This window comes from Caulobacter sp. SSI4214 (assembly GCF_012184455.1).
In the GTDB taxonomy this organism is placed as follows: Bacteria; Pseudomonadota; Alphaproteobacteria; order Caulobacterales; family Caulobacteraceae; genus Caulobacter; species Caulobacter vibrioides_E.
The window spans coordinates 61,203-79,921 of sequence record NZ_SZWJ01000002.1 but is presented as its reverse complement, the minus strand read 5'-3'; the positions used below and the strand labels follow the sequence as shown (position 1 = coordinate 79,921).

At 69.0% G+C, this 18,719-nt stretch carries 21 protein-coding genes and 1 pseudogene; 13 read left to right on the top strand and 9 right to left on the bottom strand.

Features of this window, described 5'->3' with window-relative positions; genetic code table 11:
- Nucleotides 1–838: 838 nt before the first annotated feature.
- The gene (hemF, locus tag FCU40_RS01200; protein WP_168072363.1) at nucleotides 839–1,711 is read right to left on the bottom strand and encodes an oxygen-dependent coproporphyrinogen oxidase; all 873 of its coding nucleotides are present in this window, start codon (nucleotides 1,709–1,711) and stop codon (nucleotides 839–841) included.
- Nucleotides 1,712–1,855: 144 nt separating this feature from the next.
- Between hemF and FCU40_RS01195 the strand changes: the two genes are divergently transcribed.
- The gene (locus FCU40_RS01195; protein ID WP_168072361.1) at nucleotides 1,856–3,148 is read left to right on the top strand and encodes an acetyl-CoA C-acyltransferase; all 1,293 of its coding nucleotides are present in this window, start codon (nucleotides 1,856–1,858) and stop codon (nucleotides 3,146–3,148) included.
- Nucleotides 3,149–3,384: 236 nt separating this feature from the next.
- Here the strand turns inward: FCU40_RS01195 and FCU40_RS01185 are convergent, their stop codons facing one another.
- Together FCU40_RS01185 and phaR are read right to left on the bottom strand one after the other, a co-directional pair.
- Nucleotides 3,385–3,711: a hypothetical protein gene (locus FCU40_RS01185; protein ID WP_035017214.1), complete on the bottom strand. Its 327-nt coding sequence runs from the start codon at nucleotides 3,709–3,711 to the stop codon at nucleotides 3,385–3,387.
- Between the two features lie 49 nt (nucleotides 3,712–3,760).
- Nucleotides 3,761–4,411 (bottom strand): polyhydroxyalkanoate synthesis repressor PhaR, encoded by a 651-nt coding sequence (phaR, locus tag FCU40_RS01180; protein ID WP_004619336.1) that lies wholly within the window; start codon nucleotides 4,409–4,411, stop codon nucleotides 3,761–3,763.
- 216 nt (nucleotides 4,412–4,627) lie between these two features.
- On the opposite strand from phaR, the gene FCU40_RS01175 reads away from it, so the two are divergent.
- The 5 genes and pseudogenes from FCU40_RS01175 (at nucleotide 4,628) to FCU40_RS01160 (ending at nucleotide 8,729) form a co-directional block, all read left to right on the top strand.
- The gene (locus tag FCU40_RS01175; protein WP_168072359.1) at nucleotides 4,628–5,803 is read left to right on the top strand and encodes an acetyl-CoA C-acetyltransferase; all 1,176 of its coding nucleotides are present in this window, start codon (nucleotides 4,628–4,630) and stop codon (nucleotides 5,801–5,803) included.
- Between the two features lie 94 nt (nucleotides 5,804–5,897).
- Nucleotides 5,898–6,620: a beta-ketoacyl-ACP reductase gene (locus FCU40_RS01170; protein ID WP_004619333.1), complete on the top strand. Its 723-nt coding sequence runs from the start codon at nucleotides 5,898–5,900 to the stop codon at nucleotides 6,618–6,620.
- Between the two features lie 132 nt (nucleotides 6,621–6,752).
- On the top strand, nucleotides 6,753–7,535 hold the full coding sequence (locus FCU40_RS01165; RefSeq protein ID WP_168072358.1) for a DUF4908 domain-containing protein: 783 nt from the start codon (nucleotides 6,753–6,755) through the stop codon (nucleotides 7,533–7,535).
- Nucleotides 7,536–7,691: 156 nt separating this feature from the next.
- Nucleotides 7,692–7,862 (top strand): annotated as a pseudogene (locus FCU40_RS23195) (LacI family DNA-binding transcriptional regulator); the annotation flags it as partial.
- A 3-nt stretch (nucleotides 7,863–7,865) separates the two neighbouring features.
- On the top strand, nucleotides 7,866–8,729 hold the full coding sequence (locus FCU40_RS01160; RefSeq protein ID WP_275052035.1) for a substrate-binding domain-containing protein: 864 nt from the start codon (nucleotides 7,866–7,868) through the stop codon (nucleotides 8,727–8,729).
- Between the two features lie 10 nt (nucleotides 8,730–8,739).
- On the opposite strand, the gene FCU40_RS01155 is transcribed toward FCU40_RS01160, so the two are convergent.
- The 3 genes from FCU40_RS01155 to gloB all read right to left on the bottom strand — a co-directional run bounded on the left by FCU40_RS01155 (nucleotide 8,740) and on the right by gloB (nucleotide 10,542).
- Nucleotides 8,740–9,180, bottom strand: coding sequence for a hypothetical protein (locus FCU40_RS01155; RefSeq protein ID WP_004619326.1), 441 nt, complete (start codon nucleotides 9,178–9,180; stop codon nucleotides 8,740–8,742).
- 148 nt (nucleotides 9,181–9,328) lie between these two features.
- Entirely contained in the window at nucleotides 9,329–9,796 is a 468-nt protein-coding gene (locus FCU40_RS01150; protein WP_168072355.1) for a cupin domain-containing protein, read from the bottom strand.
- Nucleotides 9,793–10,542, bottom strand: a complete 750-nt coding sequence (gene gloB, locus FCU40_RS01145; protein WP_168072353.1) for a hydroxyacylglutathione hydrolase — start codon at nucleotides 10,540–10,542, stop codon at nucleotides 9,793–9,795. Before gloB ends, FCU40_RS01150 begins: the two co-directional genes overlap by 4 nt.
- Before the next feature lie 64 nt (nucleotides 10,543–10,606).
- Between gloB and FCU40_RS01140 the strand changes: the two genes are divergently transcribed.
- From FCU40_RS01140 to FCU40_RS01130, 3 genes are all read left to right on the top strand, one after another.
- A complete protein-coding gene (locus FCU40_RS01140; protein WP_168072352.1) occupies nucleotides 10,607–11,413 on the top strand; it encodes a methyltransferase domain-containing protein in 807 nt (268 codons plus the stop codon).
- 73 nt (nucleotides 11,414–11,486) lie between these two features.
- Nucleotides 11,487–11,831 (top strand): P-II family nitrogen regulator, encoded by a 345-nt coding sequence (locus tag FCU40_RS01135; protein WP_004619318.1) that lies wholly within the window; start codon nucleotides 11,487–11,489, stop codon nucleotides 11,829–11,831.
- 96 nt (nucleotides 11,832–11,927) lie between these two features.
- Nucleotides 11,928–13,439: a phospholipase D-like domain-containing protein gene (locus FCU40_RS01130; protein ID WP_168072350.1), complete on the top strand. Its 1,512-nt coding sequence runs from the start codon at nucleotides 11,928–11,930 to the stop codon at nucleotides 13,437–13,439.
- On the opposite strand, the gene FCU40_RS01125 is transcribed toward FCU40_RS01130, so the two are convergent.
- The 3 genes from FCU40_RS01125 to FCU40_RS01115 are packed head-to-tail and all read right to left on the bottom strand — an operon-like array spanning nucleotide 13,396 to nucleotide 15,991.
- Nucleotides 13,396–14,175, bottom strand: coding sequence for an endonuclease/exonuclease/phosphatase family protein (locus FCU40_RS01125; protein WP_168072349.1), 780 nt, complete (start codon nucleotides 14,173–14,175; stop codon nucleotides 13,396–13,398). The two genes, FCU40_RS01130 and FCU40_RS01125, sit on opposite strands and share 44 nt — an antisense overlap.
- The gene (gene metW, locus FCU40_RS01120) at nucleotides 14,172–14,840 is read right to left on the bottom strand and encodes a methionine biosynthesis protein MetW (protein ID WP_168072348.1); all 669 of its coding nucleotides are present in this window, start codon (nucleotides 14,838–14,840) and stop codon (nucleotides 14,172–14,174) included. The genes FCU40_RS01125 and metW overlap by 4 nt, the downstream gene beginning before the upstream one ends.
- On the bottom strand, nucleotides 14,837–15,991 hold the full coding sequence (locus tag FCU40_RS01115; protein ID WP_168072346.1) for a homoserine O-acetyltransferase: 1,155 nt from the start codon (nucleotides 15,989–15,991) through the stop codon (nucleotides 14,837–14,839). Before FCU40_RS01115 ends, metW begins: the two co-directional genes overlap by 4 nt.
- 78 nt (nucleotides 15,992–16,069) lie before the next feature.
- Here FCU40_RS01115 and FCU40_RS01110 point away from each other — a divergent pair, with 78 nt between their 5' ends.
- From FCU40_RS01110 to FCU40_RS01095, 4 genes are read left to right on the top strand one after another with little or no spacing between them, the layout of a single operon-like run.
- Nucleotides 16,070–16,582, top strand: coding sequence for a histidine phosphatase family protein (locus FCU40_RS01110; protein ID WP_168072344.1), 513 nt, complete (start codon nucleotides 16,070–16,072; stop codon nucleotides 16,580–16,582).
- The gene (locus tag FCU40_RS01105) at nucleotides 16,579–16,923 is read left to right on the top strand and encodes a DUF952 domain-containing protein (RefSeq protein ID WP_004619307.1); all 345 of its coding nucleotides are present in this window, start codon (nucleotides 16,579–16,581) and stop codon (nucleotides 16,921–16,923) included. The genes FCU40_RS01110 and FCU40_RS01105 overlap by 4 nt, the downstream gene beginning before the upstream one ends.
- Nucleotides 16,920–17,978: a quinone-dependent dihydroorotate dehydrogenase gene (locus tag FCU40_RS01100; protein ID WP_168072342.1), complete on the top strand. Its 1,059-nt coding sequence runs from the start codon at nucleotides 16,920–16,922 to the stop codon at nucleotides 17,976–17,978. The genes FCU40_RS01105 and FCU40_RS01100 overlap by 4 nt, the downstream gene beginning before the upstream one ends.
- Nucleotides 17,975–18,712: a VTT domain-containing protein gene (locus tag FCU40_RS01095; RefSeq protein WP_168072340.1), complete on the top strand. Its 738-nt coding sequence runs from the start codon at nucleotides 17,975–17,977 to the stop codon at nucleotides 18,710–18,712. Before FCU40_RS01100 ends, FCU40_RS01095 begins: the two co-directional genes overlap by 4 nt.
- Nucleotides 18,713–18,719 lie beyond the last annotated feature (7 nt).

Sequence of the window (18,719 nt, the reverse complement as noted above, 5' to 3'; positions counted from 1 at the left end):
AGGGGTGCGGGACTGAAGGCGGGGCAGCCTTACCCAATCCCTCTCCCGTCGGGAGAGGGCGGGGCCCGCCGCGTAGGCGGTGGAAGGGTGAGGGTGAACGGAGTGGGCCGCTCTTCACCGCCATCCCCACACCCGACCTCCCCGGCGAAGGCCGGGGCCCAGAGTCATCCGGAGCGTTTGGGGTGTTCGCGATCGCGCGCCTGACCCGGAGCTTCGATCGCTCGTGGGTTCGATCTGGACCCCGGCCTTCGCCGGGGAAGTCGGAGGTATGGGGATTGAAGGCGCTCTGTCCTCGGAATTCGCGATCTCGAACCCAGCGAAATCAACGCCTTGTCGATTTTACACCCCCGCCAATCCTCGGCGTTCAGCGCCGCTCCATAATCCTAGCCATCCCCGTCGCGGGGGAGGGCGTTTGGATCCGGCCCAAAACGGCGGCGGGGCTAGGTTGAGCGGGGCCGCGTGGTCTCGAAGCGGTTTCGACCGGGGTCTGTTCGTTGGATAGATCCGGGATCTCGGAAGAGGCCGTGGACAGGCGAGCGCGGAGCGACAGGGCGGTGATCGTACAAGCCGCCTATCGTGGATCGTCGGGGTCGAGACGGATGTAGCCGATCGACTTGGTCCGCGCCCGTCCGGGGGCTAGTGGGGACCCGAGCTGAAATACGCTCACGCCTCCCATCCTCACGGGCAAGAACAGCCTGGCGGAGCGGACTCGCGAGCCGAAACACAAAACCACTCACGGTCTCCGGGTTCGCCCGGCCGCTCCGTCGCCTCCCCATAGACCTTCAGCGGCTGGCCGCGTGAAGCGGCGAGCGCGTGTTCGAAAGGAAAAAGACCTATCCTACGGCCACTTCACCGTCGGCGGCATCGAGCTGAGGATCGACTCGACGTTGCCGCCGGTCTTGAGGCCGAACATGGTGCCGCGATCATAGAGCAGGTTGAACTCGACATAGCGGCCGCGCTGGACCAGCTGTTGATCGCGCTCTTCCGGCGTCCAGGCCTCGCCCATCCGACGGCGGACCAGATCCGGATAGACCTCCAGGAACGCCTTGCCGACGTCCTGGGTGAAGGCGAAGTCGCGGTCCCAGTCGCCGCTGTCGTGGTGGTCGTAGAAGATGCCGCCAATGCCGCGCGGCTCGTTGCGGTGTGGCAGGAAGAAGTACTCGTCGCACCAGGCCTTGTACTTGGGATACCAGGCCGGGTCGTGGCGGTCGCAGGCCTTGCGGTAGGCGGCGTGGAAGTCGATGGCGTCGGGGAAGTCCTGGCTGCGCTGATAGCCCAGCAAGGGCGTCAGGTCGCCGCCGCCGCCAAACCAGCTCTGGGTCGTGGCGATGAAGCGGGTGTTCATGTGCACGGCCGGCACGCGCGGATTGGTCATGTGCGCGATCAGGCTGATGCCGGTGGCGAAGAACCGGGGATCGTCCGCCGCGCCCGGCATGGACTTGGCCATCTCCGGCGTGAAGGTCCCGAACACCGTCGAGACATGGACTCCGACCTTTTCGAACAGGCGGCCATGCATCATGCCCATGACGCCGCCGCCGCCCGCCGGGCGCTCCCAGGGCTTCTTCTCGAAGCGGCCGGGCGCGCCGGGATAGAGGTCGGCCGGCGCCGCGTCCTCGAGCCGTTCGAATTCGGCGCAGATCTGGTCGCGCAGGCTTTCGAACCAGGCGCGAGCCGCGGCCTTCTTGTCGTCGAGGGAAAGTTCGGTGCTCATGCCTGCCGATTAAGCCGCCGCGCGCCCGCGCGCAAATGGCGAAGGCCATCACGCCGCGCGCGAGGGCGATATTCGACAAGAAGCAAAGGCGTCGCGTCGCTCCCATATAGGGTCGAAGGCCGCCCCGATTCTCGGAGATTCCCCATGCCCGCCGCTTCTTCCGCCAAGGTCTGGCTCGCCGCCGGTCTGCGCACGCCATTCGCCAAGGTCGACGGGCCGCTGGCGTCCCTCGACACGATCCAGCTGTCCGTCCCGGTCGTCAAGGCGATGCTGGCGCCGCAAGGTCCGGGCGGCGGCGCCCGGCCCGATTTCGCCGTCTGGGGCACGGTGATCCCCAACCTGACCTGGAGCAATCTGGCGCGCGAGGTGCTGCTGGACGCCGGCGCCGACCCGACCATTCCGGCCTTCTCGACGATCATGGCCTGCTCGACCAGCATGATGGGCGCGATCGAGGCGGCGGGCATGGTCGACGGGCGCGGACGCGACCTGGCCCTGGTCGGCGGCGTCGAAAGCATGAGCCGGGTGCAGATCGGCCTGTCGGTCGCGCTCTCGGACTGGATCCGCAAGTTCCAGGGCGCCAAGACCGGCCAGCAGCGCCTCGCCGCCCTCGGCGCGCTGAACCTCAAGGACGTCAAGCTCTTCATCCCCAAGGTGGCCAATCGGGTCACCGGCTTGTCGATGGGCGAGCACACCGAGATCACCGCCAAGGAATGGGGCTTGAGCCGCGCCGACCAGGACGCCCTGGCCCTGGCCAGCCATCAGGGCGCGGTGAAGGGCTGGGAGCAGGGCTTCTTCGACGACCTGGTCATCCCGGTCGGCGACACGCGGCGCGACACTATCCCGCGCAAGGATTCGACGCTGGAAAAGCTGGCCAAGCTGGCGCCCGCCTTCGACCGGACCAGCGGCAAGGGCACGCTGACGGCGGGCAATTCCTCGCCCCTGACCGACGGGGCGGCGGCGATCTGGGTGGGATCGGAAGCCGGCATGGCCCGCCTGCCCGGCGAGACGCCCAAGGTCAGGATCGTCGACCACGAGGTCACCTCGATCGACCTGCGCCATGAGGGCCTGCTGATGGCTCCGGCCTACGGCGTGCCGCGCCTGCTGGCGCGCAACGGCATGACCTATGCCGATGTCGGGCTGTGGGAGATCCACGAAGCCTTCGCCGCCCAGGTGCTGTCGCATATCGCCGCCTGGGAGAGCGCCAAGTTCCTGAGCGACAAGGCCGGGGTGACGACGCCGCTAGGCGCGTTCCCGCGCGATCGCGTAAATCCCAACGGCGGCAGCCTGGCGCTGGGTCACCCGTTCGGGGCCACCGGCGCGCGGATCCTCAGCCAGGCGGTGAAGGAGCTGGCCGCGCGTCCGAAGGGCGAACGCGCCATCGTCAGCATCTGCGCCGACGGCGGACAGGGCACGATGATGCTGCTCGAAAGCGCCTAACCCGGGCTGGAGTCCTCAGGTCAGGACCGTGAAGATCAGGGCCACGACGGCGACGTCGAAGATGCGGATGGCGACGGACAGCATGGAAGGACCCGTGGGCGATCAATTCACCAACGGTTAAGCAAGACCGGCGCCAACCCGCCGGTTCCCGCCAAACTTTCGTCGTCGCGGTCGCCAAGGCCGCCGCGCGGCCCGCCCGGCCTGGCGATCGTCGAGGCTTCGCGGCGCGCGAAGGGCTAGATGTTGGTCTTCTTCAGCAGGCCCGCCTTGGGACGCCGGTCGCTTTCGCCGGAATATTCCGTCCCGAGATAGGTCGATCTGGCCGCGTCCAGCACTTCCTGCCCACCCCGCAGGCCGCGCTTTTGACCGCGCTGGCCCATCAAGTGGGCGGCGAAGGCGGCGAAGCTTCCGCGGCGCGGCGGCTCGGGCGGCGGCGAGGGCGTCTCGTCCTCGACGACGAACACGACCTCTTCCTGACTCTCCCGACGATCGCCATCGCGCGGCGCCGGCAGAGCGCGGCGCGCGGGACCAGAGCGTCGAATGGGATCGATCGGGCCGTTCATGTCCCCAACGCTAGGGCCAGGACGGTTAAGAACCGCTGGATCGTCTTGGTTAAGACTTGTTGGCCAGCTTGGCGAGTTGCTCCTGCATCGCCTCCATCTGACGCTTCAGGTCGGCCAGGGAGTCGTCGCTGGACGTCGACGCCGCCGGGGGCGCGGGCGGCGGTTCGGCGGGCGCGGCGGCGTCCTCCGGGCGAACATAGGCGAATGGCGAGAACATCTTCATCGCCCGATCGAACAGCGCCATGTTCTGGCGGATCTGCTCCTCGTAGACGCCCATGCCCGGCATCTTGCCCGGCGCCAGGTTCGACAGCTGGCCGCGCAGGCGTTCCTGCTGCTTGGCGAAGCTTTCCAGCGACATTTCCAGATAGGACGGCAGGAAGGCCTGCATCGAGTTGCCGTAGAAGCCGATCAGCTGACGGAGGAACTGGATCGGCAGCAGGTTCTGGCCTTCGCCGCGATTTTCTTCCTCGAAGATGATCTGGGTCAGGACCGAACGGGTGATGTCGTCGTTGGTCTTGGCGTCATAGACCACGAAGTCGACGCCCTCCTTCACCATGTCGGACAGGTGTTCGAGGGTGACGTAGGACGACGACGCCGTGTTGTAGAGACGGCGGTTGGCGTACTTCTTGATGATCACGCGCTGACCGTTCGCCTTGTCGGCGCCGGTGGTCGCTTCGCCTTTTTCCGGGTTCTCGGACATTTCGTTCCCTGAAGCGTTCTCGTCCGCTTTTCGCGTCGCACTATCGCCAATGCAAAGGCGCCGCGCCAGTGGTCAGATGACTTGGAGACGTCATCAAGCCGTGAAAATGTGCGGATGACGGATCAGGTCCGGATGTGCCACGCTGCGCCGCGTTACGAAAGAAACGGGCGCCGCGGCCGCTAGGGCGTCACGTCGAGAATGTCACGGGAGCTACTCATGAGCGACATCGTCATCGTCTCCGCCGCCCGCACGCCGGTCGGTTCCTTCAACGGGGCGCTGTCCAGCCTGCCCGCCGCCGAGCTGGGCAAGGTCGCCATCGAGGCCGCCGTTGCTCGAGCGGGCCTCCAGCCCGCCGACGTGGACGAAGTGATCCTGGGCCAGGTGCTTCAGGCCGGCGCCGGCCAGGGACCCGCGCGCCAGGCCTCGGTGAAGGCCGGCATTCCGGTCGAGAGCCCGGCCTGGAGCCTGAACCAGCTCTGCGGCTCGGGCCTGCGCGCCGTCGCCCTGGCCGCGCAGCAGATCGCCGACGGCTCGGCCAAGGTGGTCGTCGCCGGCGGCCAGGAGAGCATGAGCCAGGCCCCGCACGCCCAGAACCTGCGCGGCGGCCAGAAGATGGGCGACCTGGCCTTCGTCGACACCATGATCAAGGACGGCCTGTGGGACGCCTTCCACGGCTATCACATGGGCCAGACGGCGGAGAACATCGCCGCGCGCTGGCAGATCACCCGCGAGGATCAGGACAGGTTCGCCGTCGCCAGCCAGAACAAGGCCGAGGCGGCGCAAAAGGGCGGCAAGTTCGATGACGAGATCGTCCCCGTCACCATCAAGGGCCGCAAGGGCGACACCGTCGTCGACAAGGACGAGTTCATTCGCCACGGCGTGACCCTGGAAGGCATCCAGGGCTTGAAGCCGGCCTTCACCAAGGACGGCTCGGTCACCGCCGCGAACGCCTCGGGCCTGAACGACGGCGCGGCGGCCCTCGTGCTGATGAGCGCCGAGGAAGCCGCCAAGCGCGGTCTGAAGCCCCTGGCCAGGATCGCCTCGTGGGCCAATGCCGGCGTCGAGCCCGAGATCATGGGCACGGGCCCGATCCCGGCCTCGCGCAAGGCTTTGGAAAAGGCGGGCTGGTCGATCTCGGACCTCGACCTCGTCGAGAGCAACGAGGCCTTCGCCGCCCAGTCGCTGTGCGTGGTCCGCGAGCTGGGCCTCGACCCCGCCAAGGTCAATGTCAATGGCGGCGCGATCGCCATCGGCCACCCGATCGGCGCTTCGGGCGCGCGGATCCTGACCACCCTGCTGCACGAGCTGAAGCGGTCCGGCGGCAAGAAGGGCCTGGCCACGCTGTGCGTCGGCGGCGGCATGGGCGTCGCCATGTGCGTCGAAGCCATCTGAACGCGATCCGCGCGACCTTTGCCGGGGTCGCGCGGTCCTTCCGAACAAGGATCGCGCGGGCCGGCGCAACCATAAGAATAACCGGGAGACAGGTATGACGAGAGTTGCGTTCGTGACCGGCGGCACCCGCGGCATCGGTCGGGCGATCTGCGAACGGCTGATCGCCGACGGCCACAAGGTGGCGGCGGGCTATTCCGGGAACGAAGCCGCCGCCGAGGCCTGCGCCAAGGAGCTGGGCGTGATGGTCGTGAAGGGCAATGTCGGCCACTTCGAGGACTGCCAGGCGGCGGTGAAGAAGGTCGAGGCCGAGCTCGGTCCCATCGAGATCCTGGTCAACAACGCCGGCATCACCCGCGACGGCATGTTGCACAAGATGACCTACGAGCAGTGGTCCGAGGTCATCCGGGTCAACATGGACTCGGCCTTCAACATGACCCGCCCGGTGATCGAGGGGATGCGCGAGCGCGGCTGGGGCCGCATCGTCAATATCAGCTCGATCAACGGCCAGAAGGGCCAGATGGGCCAGACCAACTATTCGGCCGCCAAGGCCGGCCTGATCGGCTTCACCAAGGCCCTGGCCCTGGAGAACGCCAAGAAGGGCGTGACGGTCAATGTCATCTGTCCCGGCTATATCGACACCGAGATGGTGGCGGCCGTGCCGGAAAACGTCCTGGCCGGCATCATCGCCGGCATCCCCGTCGGTCGTCTGGGCCGGGGCGAGGAGATCGCCGACATGGTGTCGTTCCTCGCGGGCGAGCGGGCCGGCTTCGTCACCGGCGCCACGCTGACCCTGAACGGCGGCCAGTACATGGCCTGAGGCTCGCCGGCCTCGGCCCTCCGAAGCCCGCGCTTGACGGCCAGTGCGACCTTTTGGCCTCATGCGCGCGGCTTTGGAGAACGGACGTTTTGACGTCCAAGATTCGCCCTAGTCGGCGGGCAGTACGATCACATGATATTTCGTAAGGTGGAGCTGAACGACCTGGGGACGCGCTGCGTCCTGGCGATCGTCGCCTCGCTGGCCTTGGCGGGGACCGCTTTCGCCCAGCAGGGGCCCCACGGGTTGCGCGACGCCCTGCTGGGACGCCACGGTCCGCCGGACACCCACCGCATGAGCGCCGCGCCGCCGGTGGCGCGTTACGTCTCCGACAGTGGCGGCGGCTTCATCTTCGATCAGGCCTCGCCTCAGCCGTTGATGAAGTTCGACAACAGCAACGAGGTCTGGGTGCTGTCGCCCCAGCCGGCCTCGCGCGGCGACGTCATCTATCGCAACGACCTCGGTGAGCCCGTTCTGCGGGTCACCAAGCTTGGCGGCGTGATTCTGTTCACGGACGACGCGCCGATGGGCGCGGCGGCGGCGCTGTCGGGCCGGGCCTCGTCGATCCAGCCGCCGGCCGTGCTTTCGGTGGCGGCCCTGTTCCAGCGTCTGGCCCTGGCCGCCAATCGCGCCAGCCGCGTGGCTCAGCGCCAGATCGAGTTCGCCACGCTGCAGGACGCGCGTCCCGAGACCTCGGTGCTGATCGCCGACTCCGCCACCCTGACGGCCGAGGCCTTCGAACGCGCGGCCCGCAAGGACCGTTCGGTCCTGGCCAAGATCATGCGCGTGCTGCTGGCCGAGGGCCACAAGCCCGGCGCCCAGGTCAAGGACGGCGAGCTGATCGTCACCTACGCCCCGGGCGAGGGCTTGGCCGGACGGCCATCGTCCAAGCGCATCCTCAAGGTGATGAATCGCTGATATCCGAGGCGGCGAAGCGTCCGGAAAGCGTAACCATAAAGTCTTAGCCGCCATTTACCCGGCCCGAATAGCAGTGTTAGCCGACGGCGCCGTTGCGCCGCCCAGTGCGACGCCAGCGCGCCCTTTCGCGCGCCTCCAAGGTTCTATTGTCAGATCATGGATCAATCCGACCCGGCCAAGGCTCCTGAACGCGGACGGCTGAAGATGGCCGACATCGCGCGCATGGCGGGCGTCTCGATCTCGACGGTGTCGCGCGCTCTGGCGGGCAATCCCCTGATCCCCAAGACGCTCCGTGATCAGATCGTCGAGATCGCGCGGACCCATGGCTATGTGGTCAACCAGTCGGCCCGCAGCCTTCGCCTGCGCAAGACCGACATCATCGGGGTCGTCATTCCCCTGCCGCGCCAGACCGGCCAGCTCATATCAGACCCGTTCCTCCTGGAAATGGTCGGTCGGCTCGTCGACGAGATAGCCCGGCGCGGCTACGCCGTCCTGGTTCACAAGGTGATCGCGACCGAGCCGGGCTGGCTGGAGCGGATCATCCAGTCGCAGCGCGCGGACGGCCTGATCCTGATCGGCCAGAGCGTCGAGCACGCGGCGCTGAACGCCGTCGCCGACACCTACAGGCCGATGGTCGTTTGGGGCGCCCAGCTCCCCGGCCAGCGCTACTGCGCGGTGGGCGGCGATCATCTGGAGGGCGGACGGCTGGCCGTGGCCCATCTGGCGGGCTTGGGGCGCGAGCGCATCGCCTTTTTCGGCGCGACCGAAGCGCCGGAGGCCGCGCTGCGGTTCGAAAGCTACCGTCGGGGACTGGCGGAGGCCGGTCTGACGTTCGACCCGGCCCTGGTCGCGCCGGTCTCCCACAGCCTGGAAAAGGCGCGGGACGATGTGGCCAGGTTCATCGCCTCGGGCCCTTCGTTCGACGCGGTCTTCGCCTTCTCGGACGTCATCGCCCTGGCCGCGCTGGAAGCTCTTCGCGAGGCGGGACGAAGCGCGCCCGGCGATGTGGCCGTCGTCGGCTTCGACGATATCATGCTGGCGCGTTACGGGTCGCCGCCGCTGACCACCATCCGCCAGGACCTGGAGCATGGCGCCCAGACCATGGTCGATCTTCTGTTCCGCCGCATGGCGGGCGAAGACGCGCCGTCGGTGATGGCCCCGGTCGAGCTGATCGTCCGCGGATCGAGCGTCTAGACCGTTTATCCTAAGCCGCTTCGATTCCGATCGACTTCAGTTCCTTCAGGAAGCGCGTCAGGCTCTGGTGCGAGCGCTTGAGACCCTGCACCATTTCAGGCCGGGACAGCGCCGACTGCGGGACGATGAAGCCCTCGCGGCCCACGCGCTGGGCCATGCCCTTTTCCAGCATCTCGACGAATCGGCGCCGCACGGTCTCGTAGGGCAGGCCCAGCGAGTCCGCGACTTGGCGCACGGTCAGGGGGCGACGTTCGTGGTCGGGGGGGACGTCATCGACATCCGAATAGACGCCGCCCCGGATATGCGAGCAGTTGCCGGCCCAAAGCGTGGTGAAAACCAAGGCGTACAGCAGGTCGGACCCGTGGACTTCGTTAGCGATCTCGACCCAGCGCAGGATGTAATCCGTCGCGTAGCGGGTGGCCGCGCGCGCATTGGCGTACTCATCGGACATGGATAACTCGGTTCCCCTGGTCACGCGGGATAGCGGCCGGAAAAGGATTGCACGGCTCACATAACGACGCCATGCGACCGAATTGCCCACTATGGGTACCCATGTCGGGCGCCCGCGACACTCCGCCGCACCCCTCGCGCGCTCCGGATCAGGCCTTGGAAGGACGCCAGTCGGGCGGGGCCAGCTCGAAGCCCTCGAACCGGAACCCGGGGGCGACCGTGCAGCCGACGAGGGTCCAGGCGCCCAGGCTGACGGCGGTCTGCCACCAGCCGTTGGGGACCACGACCTGCGGCCGGCAACCGGCGCGCAGGTCCGGACCCAGCACATGGGCGGTCGCGCCCTTGCCGTCGGGCGGCGACAGGGTCAGCGAGATCGGGGCGCCGGCGTACCAGTGCCAGGTCTCGACCGCGTCGACGCGGTGCCAAGCCGACATCTGCTCGGCTTCCAGCAGGTAATAGATGCACGTCGAGTAAGCGCGGCCGTCCGGGCCTGGCGCGTCCTCGAAGGTCCGCGCGTACCAGCCGCCCTCGGGGTGAGGCCGCATGTCCAGCAGCCGGATGATTTCCTTGGCGCCCAGGTCGCCCGAAAGTCCCTTGTCGGTCACGCGCGCGTTCATCCCTTGAAGCTGTCCTTGGCGGCCCGGATCTCGCCGAAGGCCTGGGCCGGCGTCCGCGCGTCCGGCCGCAGCAGCGGGGCGCGCAGGAACGGGTTGGTCGCCTTTTCGGCGGCGATCGAGGTCGGCACGGTCGCCTCGCCGCGTTCGCGCGCGGCGAAGATCGCCTCGGCGCGGGTCTTCAGCGCCGGTGAGTCGTCGACCGACAGGGCGAAGCGCGCGTTCGAGGCGGTGTATTCGTGAGCGCAATAGACGGTGGTCTCGTCGGGCAGGTCGGTCAGGCGGCTCAGCGAGTCCCACATCTGCTCCGGCGTTCCCTCGAACAGCCGGCCGCAGCCCAGGGCGAACAATGTGTCGCCGACGAAGGCGATGGCGTCGGCCGCGTCGTGATAGGCGATATGGCCCAGGGTGTGGCCGCCGGCGCCCAGGACGTCGAAGCGGGTCTCGCCCAGCATGACCACGTCACCGCCGACCACGACGCGATCCAGCGGCGCGATGCGGGTCACCTCGGCGGGACCGACGATCGTGGCGCCCGTCGCCGCCTTGACCGCTTCGTTGCCGCCGGCGTGGTCCGGGTGCCAGTGGGTGTTGAGGATCAGGTCCAGAGTCCAGCCCAGCTTGTTCAGCGTCGCCAGGATCGCGGCGGCGTCGGGCGTGTCGATACAGGCCGTCTGGCCGGTCGCCGCGTCGCGGACCAGGAAGCCGTAGTTGTCGGACAGGCAGGGAAACTGGTGAACGGTCACGGGCATGGGGTGCTCTGGTGCGGGGGAACGGGCGCGCCTACAAGGATGGGGCCTATAGACGGGAGACTCAATGCGTCGCGACGTGCTCGACCTGCGGGCCTTCTATGCCGCGCCTCTGGGACGCGCCGCGCGGACCATGCTGACGCGCAAGGTCGTCGAGGCCTGGGGCGATGTCCGCGACCTGGATGTGCTGGGCCTGGGCTACGCCACGCCGTTTCTGGACGCCGCGCGCCTCAACGCCCGGCGCGTGGTGGCCGCCATGCCCGCTCAGCAGGGCGTCGAGGTCTGGCCGCTGGGCGAGCGCAACCAGGCTTGCCTCGTCGAGGAAGCGGCGCTGCCGCTGCCCAACGCCATGTTCGACCGCGTGCTGGCGGTTCACGCCCTGGAGGAAGCCGACGATCCGGCCGCCCTGTTGGCCGAGATCGGCCGGGTGATGGCGCCGACTGGCCGGCTGATCGTCGCCGTGGCGTCCCGCGACGGCGCGTGGGCGGGGGCGGAGACCACGCCGTTCGGCCACGGCCGTCCCTATAGCCGAAGCCAGCTGGAACGCCTGATCCGCGAGGCCGAGCTGGAGCCGGCGGGGTGGACCCGGGCGCTCTATGTCCCGCCGTTCGGCGCCATGGCGGGTTGGTCGGAAGGATTCGAACAGGTCGGCGCGCGCCTGTGGCCGCGCTTCGCCGGCCTGATCCTGATGGAGGCGATCAAGCAGACCTTCGCGGTCAAGCCGCGCGGCCACCGCGCCCGCGCCAGGGTGTTCGCGCCCGGCGTCCTCCTGCCCAGCCCCGCGGGACCGACGCCGGCGCGGCGCGGCGGCGAACGTCCGATTCCGGCTCATCCGGCGCCCGTTCCACAGGCGCCTGGCCGCAAGGACGTCTGATCTTACTTGGAGCGAAGCGATTGGACGCCTAGCTTGGAATCACCACAACCGTTCGCTCCCCGGGAACACCGCCATGAAGATGATCGTCGCCGTGATTAAGCCGAGCCGCCTCGACGCGGTGCTCGAAGCGGTCACCGACGCGGGGGCGTCGGGCCTGACGGTCACCGAGGTGCGCGGCTACGGCCGCCAGAAGGGCAAGACCGAGGTCTATCGCGGCGCTGAGTACGAGGTGAAGCTCCTGCCGAAGGTCAAGCTGGAGATCGCCGTTCCCACCGACGTGCTGGAACCGGTCATCGAGGCCCTGCAGCGCACCGCCAACACCGGCAAGATCGGCGACGGCAAGGTCTTCGTATTGGATCTGGAGCAGGCGCTGCGCATCCGCACCGGCGAACGCGACGCCGCCGCGATCGCGGGCTAATCGGCTGGCCCTACGGAGAGTTCACGAGACGGAGCGATCGAGCGGAGCCATAAGACGGACGCGCGCGTTGTCGAATCTCACGACTTCAGGGGCGACATGGGTCCGAACGCTTCCGTCTTCCAACCGGGCTACAACTGCTGGCGGGTCGAGACCGCCGACAGGGTCGCGCTGTTCATCGACAACGACGAGGCGTTCGATGCGCTGAAGCCGCTGCTGCTGGCGGCGCGCAAGTCGATCTGGATCCTGGCCTGGGTGTTCGACCCCCTGACCCGCCTGGATCCCGACCGCGTGCGCAAGAGCCGCGATCCCGTCCACGCCGACCGCATCGGTCTGATTCTACGACGGCAGGCGGCGCTGAACCCGGCCTTGGACGTGCGGGTGCTGACCTGGGACATGCCGTTCCCGATCGCGGCCTCGCAGCTGTTCGGACCGCATCGCGGCGCAGCGTTCTTCGCGGGGTCGCGGGTCAAGTACCGCCTGGACGCCACCCTGCCGGCCAGCGCCTGTCATCATCAGAAGGCGGTGATCATCGACGGCGTCACGGCCTTCGTCAGCGGCGGCGACATCGGCGTCGACCGTTGGGACGACACCCGGCACCTGGACAACAATCCGCTGCGACGCTTGCCGACCGGCCGCCACTATCCCGCCCGGCACGAGGTCTCGATGCTGGTCGACGGCCGGGCGGGCGAGGCGATGGCCGATCTCTTCATCGACCGGTGGAAAGCATCGGGCGGAGAGCCGGTCGAGCGGCCGGCCCGGCCCGACGAGACGCCCTGGCCTAACGACCTGACGCCGGATCTTCGCCGTCTCCCGATCGCGGTGGCCCGCACCTCGGCGGCCTGGCGCGAGCGGCCCGAGATCACCGAGTGCATGTTGCTGCACCTCGCGGCGATCAAGCGCGCCCGGCGACTGATCTATCTGGAGAACCAATACCTGACCTCGCCGGTCATCGTCGAAGTGCTGGCCGAACGCCTGGCCGAGCCCGACGGTCCGGAGGTGGTCACGGTCGGCCCGGCCCGCAGTCCCAGCTATTTCGACCAGATGACCATGGACAGCGCCCGGACCTCGGCGATCAACCGCCTGCGCGCGATCGATGTCCACAAGCGCTTCTCGGCGTTTTCCGCCCATACGCCGAAGGGCGGGCCGATCATCGTCCACTCCAAGGTGGCGATCATGGATGACTGGATGCTGCGGATCGGCAGCGCCAATCTGAACAACCGCTCGATCGGCCTGGACAGCGAGTGCGACCTGGCCTTCGAGGCGCGCACCGACCTCGAGCGCGAGACTGTGCGAGGCTTCCTGGGGCGGCTGGTCGGCCATTTCATCGACCGCTCCGCCGCCGACGTTCTGGAGGCGATGGACCGGGAAGGCGGCCTGGCGGCGGCGATCAACGCGCTGGACGTCAAGGGCGGACCGCCTCGCCGGCTGCAACCCGTGCCGGAGCGGCGCCTGAGCGGCGTCGAGAAATTCATCGCCGACTGGAACCTGGGCGACGCCATCTCGCCCGACGACGCCTGGCGGCCCTGGGGGCGGCGCGCCCGCCTGCGGCGCGACATCGCCAGGCTCACCGCGCCGCCGCCGCAGCCTCCGGAGCGCCTTCGGCCGTGATCGCCAGCTCGACCACCAGCGGCAGGTGGTCGGAGGCGACCCGCGCGCGGGCGTCATAGGGCGAGCTGACCGCCAGGGTCTCCAGGCCCTTGGTCAGAAAGACGTGGTCGATGCGCATGAACGGAAAGCTGGACGGGAAGGTCGCCGTCGCGGGACGCGGCCAGGCCGGGCTGGGGGCCTGGGCGTCGCGCAGGGCCGTGCGCAACATCCGATAGGTCGCCGAATAGGGGGTGGCGTTGAAGTCGCCCAGCACCACGCCCGGCGCGACCCAGTCGTCGTCGCCCATCCAGTCGGGACCCAGCAGGGCGGCCGCCTGGCGTTTCTGCTCCTGGGGCACGAGTCCGAGGTGGGTGTTGATGATCTGGACCTTGGTCCCGCCGACCTCGACCTCGACCCACAGGGCGCCGCGCGGCTCCAGCCCCGGCACGCGCTTGTAGAGCGGCAGGCCCTTGGCCTTGACCCGTCGTTCGGGCAGGGCGGTCAGGATGGCGTCGCCGTAAAGTTCCTCCTCGACCGCCATGGCCGGGTGGAAGTGGAAGCTCATCTTCAGGAGTTCCGCCAGACGGTGAGCCTGGTCGACGCCCTTGGTCCGGGCGCGGCGCACGTCCAGTTCCTGCAGGGCCACGACGTCCGGCTTTTCGGCCGCGATGACCTCGGCCACACGCTCGACATCGAGCTTGCGGTCCGCGCCCACGCAACGGTGGACGTTGTAGGTCATCAGACGAAGCGTCTTCATCCGCCGAAGAGATCGCCCGAAGCGGCCGGAAGTTCCCCGCTGGGCGGCGTTCCGTTGCGGCTGAGCATGAAGAGGCAGGTCTCGGACCGCCAGTTCTCGATCGCGCTGGCCGGGTTCATGGGCCGCGCGGGACCTCGCCCGGCGAAGGCGGCGCTGGCGTCGACCCGCAGGTTCAGGTCCTCCGTCAGGGCCATGAAGTCCGCGAGGGTGCACAGGTGGATGTTCGGCGTCGACCACCACGGCAGGGGCAGGGCCTTGGTCTCGGGCATCCGGCCACGGCTCAGCAGCGACCAGCGCACCCGCCAATGGCCGAAGTTCGGGAACGAGACGATGGCTCGGTCGGCGATGCGCAGCAGCTCGTCCAGCACGTGGCGCGGCCTGCGCGTCGCCTGCAGGGTCTGGGACAGCACCGCGTAGTCGAACGAGCGATCGGGGAAGTGGTCCAGGTCCAGGTCGGCGTCGCCCTGCACCACCGACAGGCCGCGCGCCATGCAGGCGGCCACGCCCTCGGCGCTCAGCTCCAGGCCCCGGGCGTCGACCTGCTTTTCGTGGGCCAGCAGATCCAGCAGCGCGCCCTCGCCGCAACCGACGTCCAGCACGCGCGAGCCCGGCCGCACCAGTCGGAGGATCTCGCGAAAGTCCTCGCGGATGACGGCGTTCGTCAAATCAGCCCCCGCTCGCGCTCGGCCGAGCCCAGGAAGCCCGCCAGGGCCGCGTCCATGACCGGCTCGTCCAGCAGAAAGGCGTCATGGCCCTTGTCGCTCTCGATCTCGGCGAAGGCCGCGCGGGCGCCGGCCGCGGTCAGCGCGCGCACCAGATGGCGGTTCTCGGCGGTCGGATAGAGCCAGTCGCTGGAAAAGCTCAGCACGCAGAACCGCACGTGGCGGGCGCGCGTGAAGGCGTTGGCCAGAACGCCCCCATGACTGGCGGCGATGTCGAAATAGTCCATGGCGCGCGTGATGTAGAGATAGCTGTTGGCGTCGAACCGGTCGACGAAGCTGGATCCCTGGTGACGCAGATAGCTCTCGACCTGGAAGTCGGCGTCGAAGCCCCACGACAGGCCGTCGCGCTGCAGCTCGCGGCCGAACTTCCGCTGCAGGGCGGGTTCGGACAGATAGGTGATATGGGCGGCCATCCGCGCCACGGCCAGGCCCTTCTCGGGGCGCACCCCGTGCTCGGCATAGGCGCCGCCGCGCCAGTCCGGATCGGCCATGATCGCCTGGCGGCCCACCTCGTGGAAGGCGATGTTCTGGGCCGAGTGGCGCGAGGCCGAGGCCAGGATCACCGCGCTGGCCATCCGCTCGGGATAGTCCACCGCCCACTGCTGCACCTGCATCCCGCCCATCGAGCCGCCGACGACGGCGAACAGGGTGTCGACGCCCAGGGCCGTCACCAGCATCGCCTGGGCGCGGACCATGTCGGCGATGGTGATCACCGGGAACGACAGGCCGTAGGGCCGCCCCGTGGCCGGGTTAATCGAGGCGGGGCCGGTCGAGCCCATGCAGCCGCCGATCACGTTCGAGCAGATGATGAAGTGCCGCGCGGGGTCCAGGGGCTTGCCGGGGCCGACCAGGCGCGGCCACCAGCCGGGCTTTCCGGTCACCGGGTGCGGCGAGGCCACGTACTGGTCCATCGTCAGGGCGTGACAGACCAGCACCGCGTTGGACTTGTCGGCGTTCAGCCGGCCATAGGTCTGGTAGGCGATCTCCAAGCCCTCGATCACGCCCCCCGAATCGAGCCGCAGGGGTTCGTTCGCGGGAAACCGCCAGGTTCCCCCGTCGGACAGGACGGGCGTGACCAGATCGAGCGCAGCCATGCCGCCTTGGAGCGCTTGGCGAAGAAGGTGTCAACCGCCGGCTTCCTGATAGAGCGGCGTCCGGCTATGGAGGACGCCATGGAGCGACTGATCCTGATGCGCCACGGCAAGGCCGAGCGGCACGCCCAGAGCGGCGGAGATTTCGAGCGCGCCCTGGCCGAGACCGGCCAGGCCGACGCCCTGGTCATGGGCGGGGTGCTGGCCGAAGCCGGCTTCACGCCCGACCTGATGCTGGTCTCCTCGGCGCGGCGCACCCGCGAGACGGCCGAGCGCGTCGTCACCCACTTCCCGTCCCCGGTTCGGGTCGAGCACCTGCGCGACCTCTATCACGCCGATCCCGAGGACATCGTCCGGGCGGTCGAGGACCACGCCGAGACGGCCGGCACGGTGATGGTGGTCGGCCACAATCCCGGAATGCATGAACTGGCGCTGCGCCTGGCCGCCCAGGCCGGCGCACCGCCGATCCACACCAGCAAGCTGCGCGGCCGCTTCCCGACTTCGACCGCCGTGGTGTTCGGCTGGACGGGCGGCAAGCCGGTCCTCGAACGGCTTTTCTACGCGCACGAGAATGGCGGAGCCGGCGGCGAATGACCCTGATCTACAAGATCCTCTCCCGCGCGGAATGGGAGGCGGCCAAGGCGGCCGGCCGGTTCGAGGGCTCGGCCGTCGATCACCAGGACGGCTTCATCCACCTCTCGGCGGCCGACCAGGCGCAGGAGACCGCGGCCCGATATTTCAAGGACCAGGCCGATCTCGTCCTGCTGGGGATCGAGGCGGAGGGCCTGGGCGAGGCGCTGAAGTGGGAGGCCTCGCGCGGCGGGGCGCTGTTCCCGCATCTCTACCGGCCTTTGCTGATCTCCGAGGTGCTGAGCGAGGCCGCGCTGTCGCTCGACGCCGACGGCGTCCCGCGGCTGGGCGACCATCTCGCATGAGCGCGCACGACCTCGCCGCCCGCGCTCTGCATGTGCTCGATCCCGAGGAGGCGCACGGCTGGGCCATCCGGGGGCTGAAATGGGGTCTGGGGCCGCGCGACAGCGGTCCGGACGATCCGATCCTGGCCGTGAAGCTGGCGGGCCTCGACCTTCCCAACTGCGTGGGCCTGGCCGCCGGCTTCGACAAGAACGCCGAGGTTCCCGACGCCATGCTGGCCGCCGGCTTCGGCTTCGTGGAGGCGGGCACGGTCACGCCGCTCGCCCAGGCCGGCAATCCGCGTCCGCGCCTGTTCCGCCTGACCGAGGACCAGGCGGTGATCAACCGCATGGGCTTCAACAACGGCGGCCTCGAGCCGTTCGCGCGGCGCCTGTCGGTCCGCCAGGGCCGGGGCGGCGTGGTCGGCGCCAATATCGGGGCCAATAAGGACGCCGACGACCGCATCCAGGACTATGTCGCCGGCCTGACCCGCCTCTGGGGCCTGTCGGACTATTTCACCGCCAACATCTCCTCGCCCAATACGCCCGGCCTGCGCGCTCTTCAGACCAAGGCGGCGCTGGAGGAGCTTCTGGGTCGCCTGGCCGAGGCGCGGGCGACGCTGAAGGCCTCGTCCGGGCGCGACTATCCGATCTTCCTGAAGGTCGCCCCCGATCTCGAGGACGGCGAGGTCGAGGCGATCGTCGAGACCGTCGTCGGCGCGGGCCTGGACGCCATCATCGTCAGCAACACCACCATCGCCCGGCCGGACTCCCTGAGGTCCGCCCTGGCCAGCGAAGGCGGCGGCCTGTCCGGAGCGCCGCTCTTGGCGCCTTCGACGATGGTGCTCAAGCGCTTCCACGCCGCCGCCGCCGGACGGGTGGCGCTGATCGGCGCGGGCGGGATCGCCGACGGCGCGGGCGCCTACGCCAAGATCCGCGCCGGGGCGCGGGCGGTGCAGCTCTATTCGGCCCTGGTCTATGGCGGTCCGGGCCTGGTCAAGCGCATCAAGCGCGATCTGGCCGCCCGTCTTCGAGCCGATGGCTTCGCCGCCGTCGAGGACGCGGTCGGGGCGCCATGACGTCCGCGCGCGCCCTGACGCTGCTTCGTCGTTTCGGGCCGCTGGCGGTCATCGTCGTTCTGTTCGTGATCGCCTTCGCCAGCGGCCTGCCCGAGCACCTGTCCCTGGAGGAGCTGCGGGCGCGGGGCGCCCAGCTGCAGGCCTATGCTCGCGAGCACCCGGTGCTGTGCGCGGAAATCTATCTGGCCGTCTATGTCGGTTCGGTGGCGATCTCGCTGCCGGGCGCCCTGGTGCTGTCCCTGACCGGCGGCTTCCTGTTCGGCCCGCTGGGCGGCGGCCTGGCGGCGGTCGCCGGCGCCTCGGGAGGCTCGACCGTCACCTTCCTGGTGTTTCGCACGGCCTTTGGCGACATGCTGCGCAAGGCGCCCGACGCCTTCATCGCGCGCGTGGCCGAGGGGCTGCGCAAGGACGCGTTCCACTACCTTCTGACCCTGCGCCTTATCCCGGCCTTTCCCCTGCTGATCGTCAATATCGCGGCCGCGATCGCCAGCGTTCCGGCCCGCACCTTTCTGCTGGCCTCGGTGCTGGGCATGATCCCCAGCTCGTTCGTCTATGCCGGCATCGGCGCGGGGCTGGGCCACATCTTCGCCCAGGGCGGCCCGGTGACGTTGGGAACCCTCTTGTCGCCGCGGATCTATCTTCCGATCATCGGCATGGGCGTTCTAGCCTTTCTGCCGCCTTTGTGGCGCCATTGGCGCAAAGGGCGCGGAGCGACGCCCTTGGACGAGAAGTAGCCGCGAC

Bases quoted from the DNA above. Each gene is read 5' to 3' on its own strand.
- hemF (WP_168072363.1), bottom strand. From the start codon at position 1,711: ATGAGCACCGAACTTTCCCTCGACGACAAGAAGGCCGCGGCTCGCGCC.
- FCU40_RS01195 (WP_168072361.1), top strand. From the start codon at position 1,856: ATGCCCGCCGCTTCTTCCGCCAAGGTCTGGCTCGCCGCCGGTCTGCGC.
- FCU40_RS01185 (WP_035017214.1), bottom strand. From the start codon at position 3,711: ATGAACGGCCCGATCGATCCCATTCGACGCTCTGGTCCCGCGCGCCGC.
- phaR (WP_004619336.1), bottom strand. From the start codon at position 4,411: ATGTCCGAGAACCCGGAAAAAGGCGAAGCGACCACCGGCGCCGACAAG.
- FCU40_RS01175 (WP_168072359.1), top strand. From the start codon at position 4,628: ATGAGCGACATCGTCATCGTCTCCGCCGCCCGCACGCCGGTCGGTTCC.
- FCU40_RS01170 (WP_004619333.1), top strand. From the start codon at position 5,898: ATGACGAGAGTTGCGTTCGTGACCGGCGGCACCCGCGGCATCGGTCGG.
- FCU40_RS01165 (WP_168072358.1), top strand. From the start codon at position 6,753: ATGATATTTCGTAAGGTGGAGCTGAACGACCTGGGGACGCGCTGCGTC.
- FCU40_RS01155 (WP_004619326.1), bottom strand. From the start codon at position 9,180: ATGTCCGATGAGTACGCCAATGCGCGCGCGGCCACCCGCTACGCGACG.
- FCU40_RS01150 (WP_168072355.1), bottom strand. From the start codon at position 9,796: ATGAACGCGCGCGTGACCGACAAGGGACTTTCGGGCGACCTGGGCGCC.
- gloB (WP_168072353.1), bottom strand. From the start codon at position 10,542: ATGCCCGTGACCGTTCACCAGTTTCCCTGCCTGTCCGACAACTACGGC.
- FCU40_RS01140 (WP_168072352.1), top strand. From the start codon at position 10,607: ATGCGTCGCGACGTGCTCGACCTGCGGGCCTTCTATGCCGCGCCTCTG.
- FCU40_RS01135 (WP_004619318.1), top strand. From the start codon at position 11,487: ATGAAGATGATCGTCGCCGTGATTAAGCCGAGCCGCCTCGACGCGGTG.
- FCU40_RS01130 (WP_168072350.1), top strand. From the start codon at position 11,928: ATGGGTCCGAACGCTTCCGTCTTCCAACCGGGCTACAACTGCTGGCGG.
- FCU40_RS01125 (WP_168072349.1), bottom strand. From the start codon at position 14,175: ATGAAGACGCTTCGTCTGATGACCTACAACGTCCACCGTTGCGTGGGC.
- FCU40_RS01115 (WP_168072346.1), bottom strand. From the start codon at position 15,991: ATGGCTGCGCTCGATCTGGTCACGCCCGTCCTGTCCGACGGGGGAACC.
- FCU40_RS01110 (WP_168072344.1), top strand. From the start codon at position 16,070: ATGGAGCGACTGATCCTGATGCGCCACGGCAAGGCCGAGCGGCACGCC.
- FCU40_RS01105 (WP_004619307.1), top strand. From the start codon at position 16,579: ATGACCCTGATCTACAAGATCCTCTCCCGCGCGGAATGGGAGGCGGCC.
- FCU40_RS01100 (WP_168072342.1), top strand. From the start codon at position 16,920: ATGAGCGCGCACGACCTCGCCGCCCGCGCTCTGCATGTGCTCGATCCC.
- FCU40_RS01095 (WP_168072340.1), top strand. From the start codon at position 17,975: ATGACGTCCGCGCGCGCCCTGACGCTGCTTCGTCGTTTCGGGCCGCTG.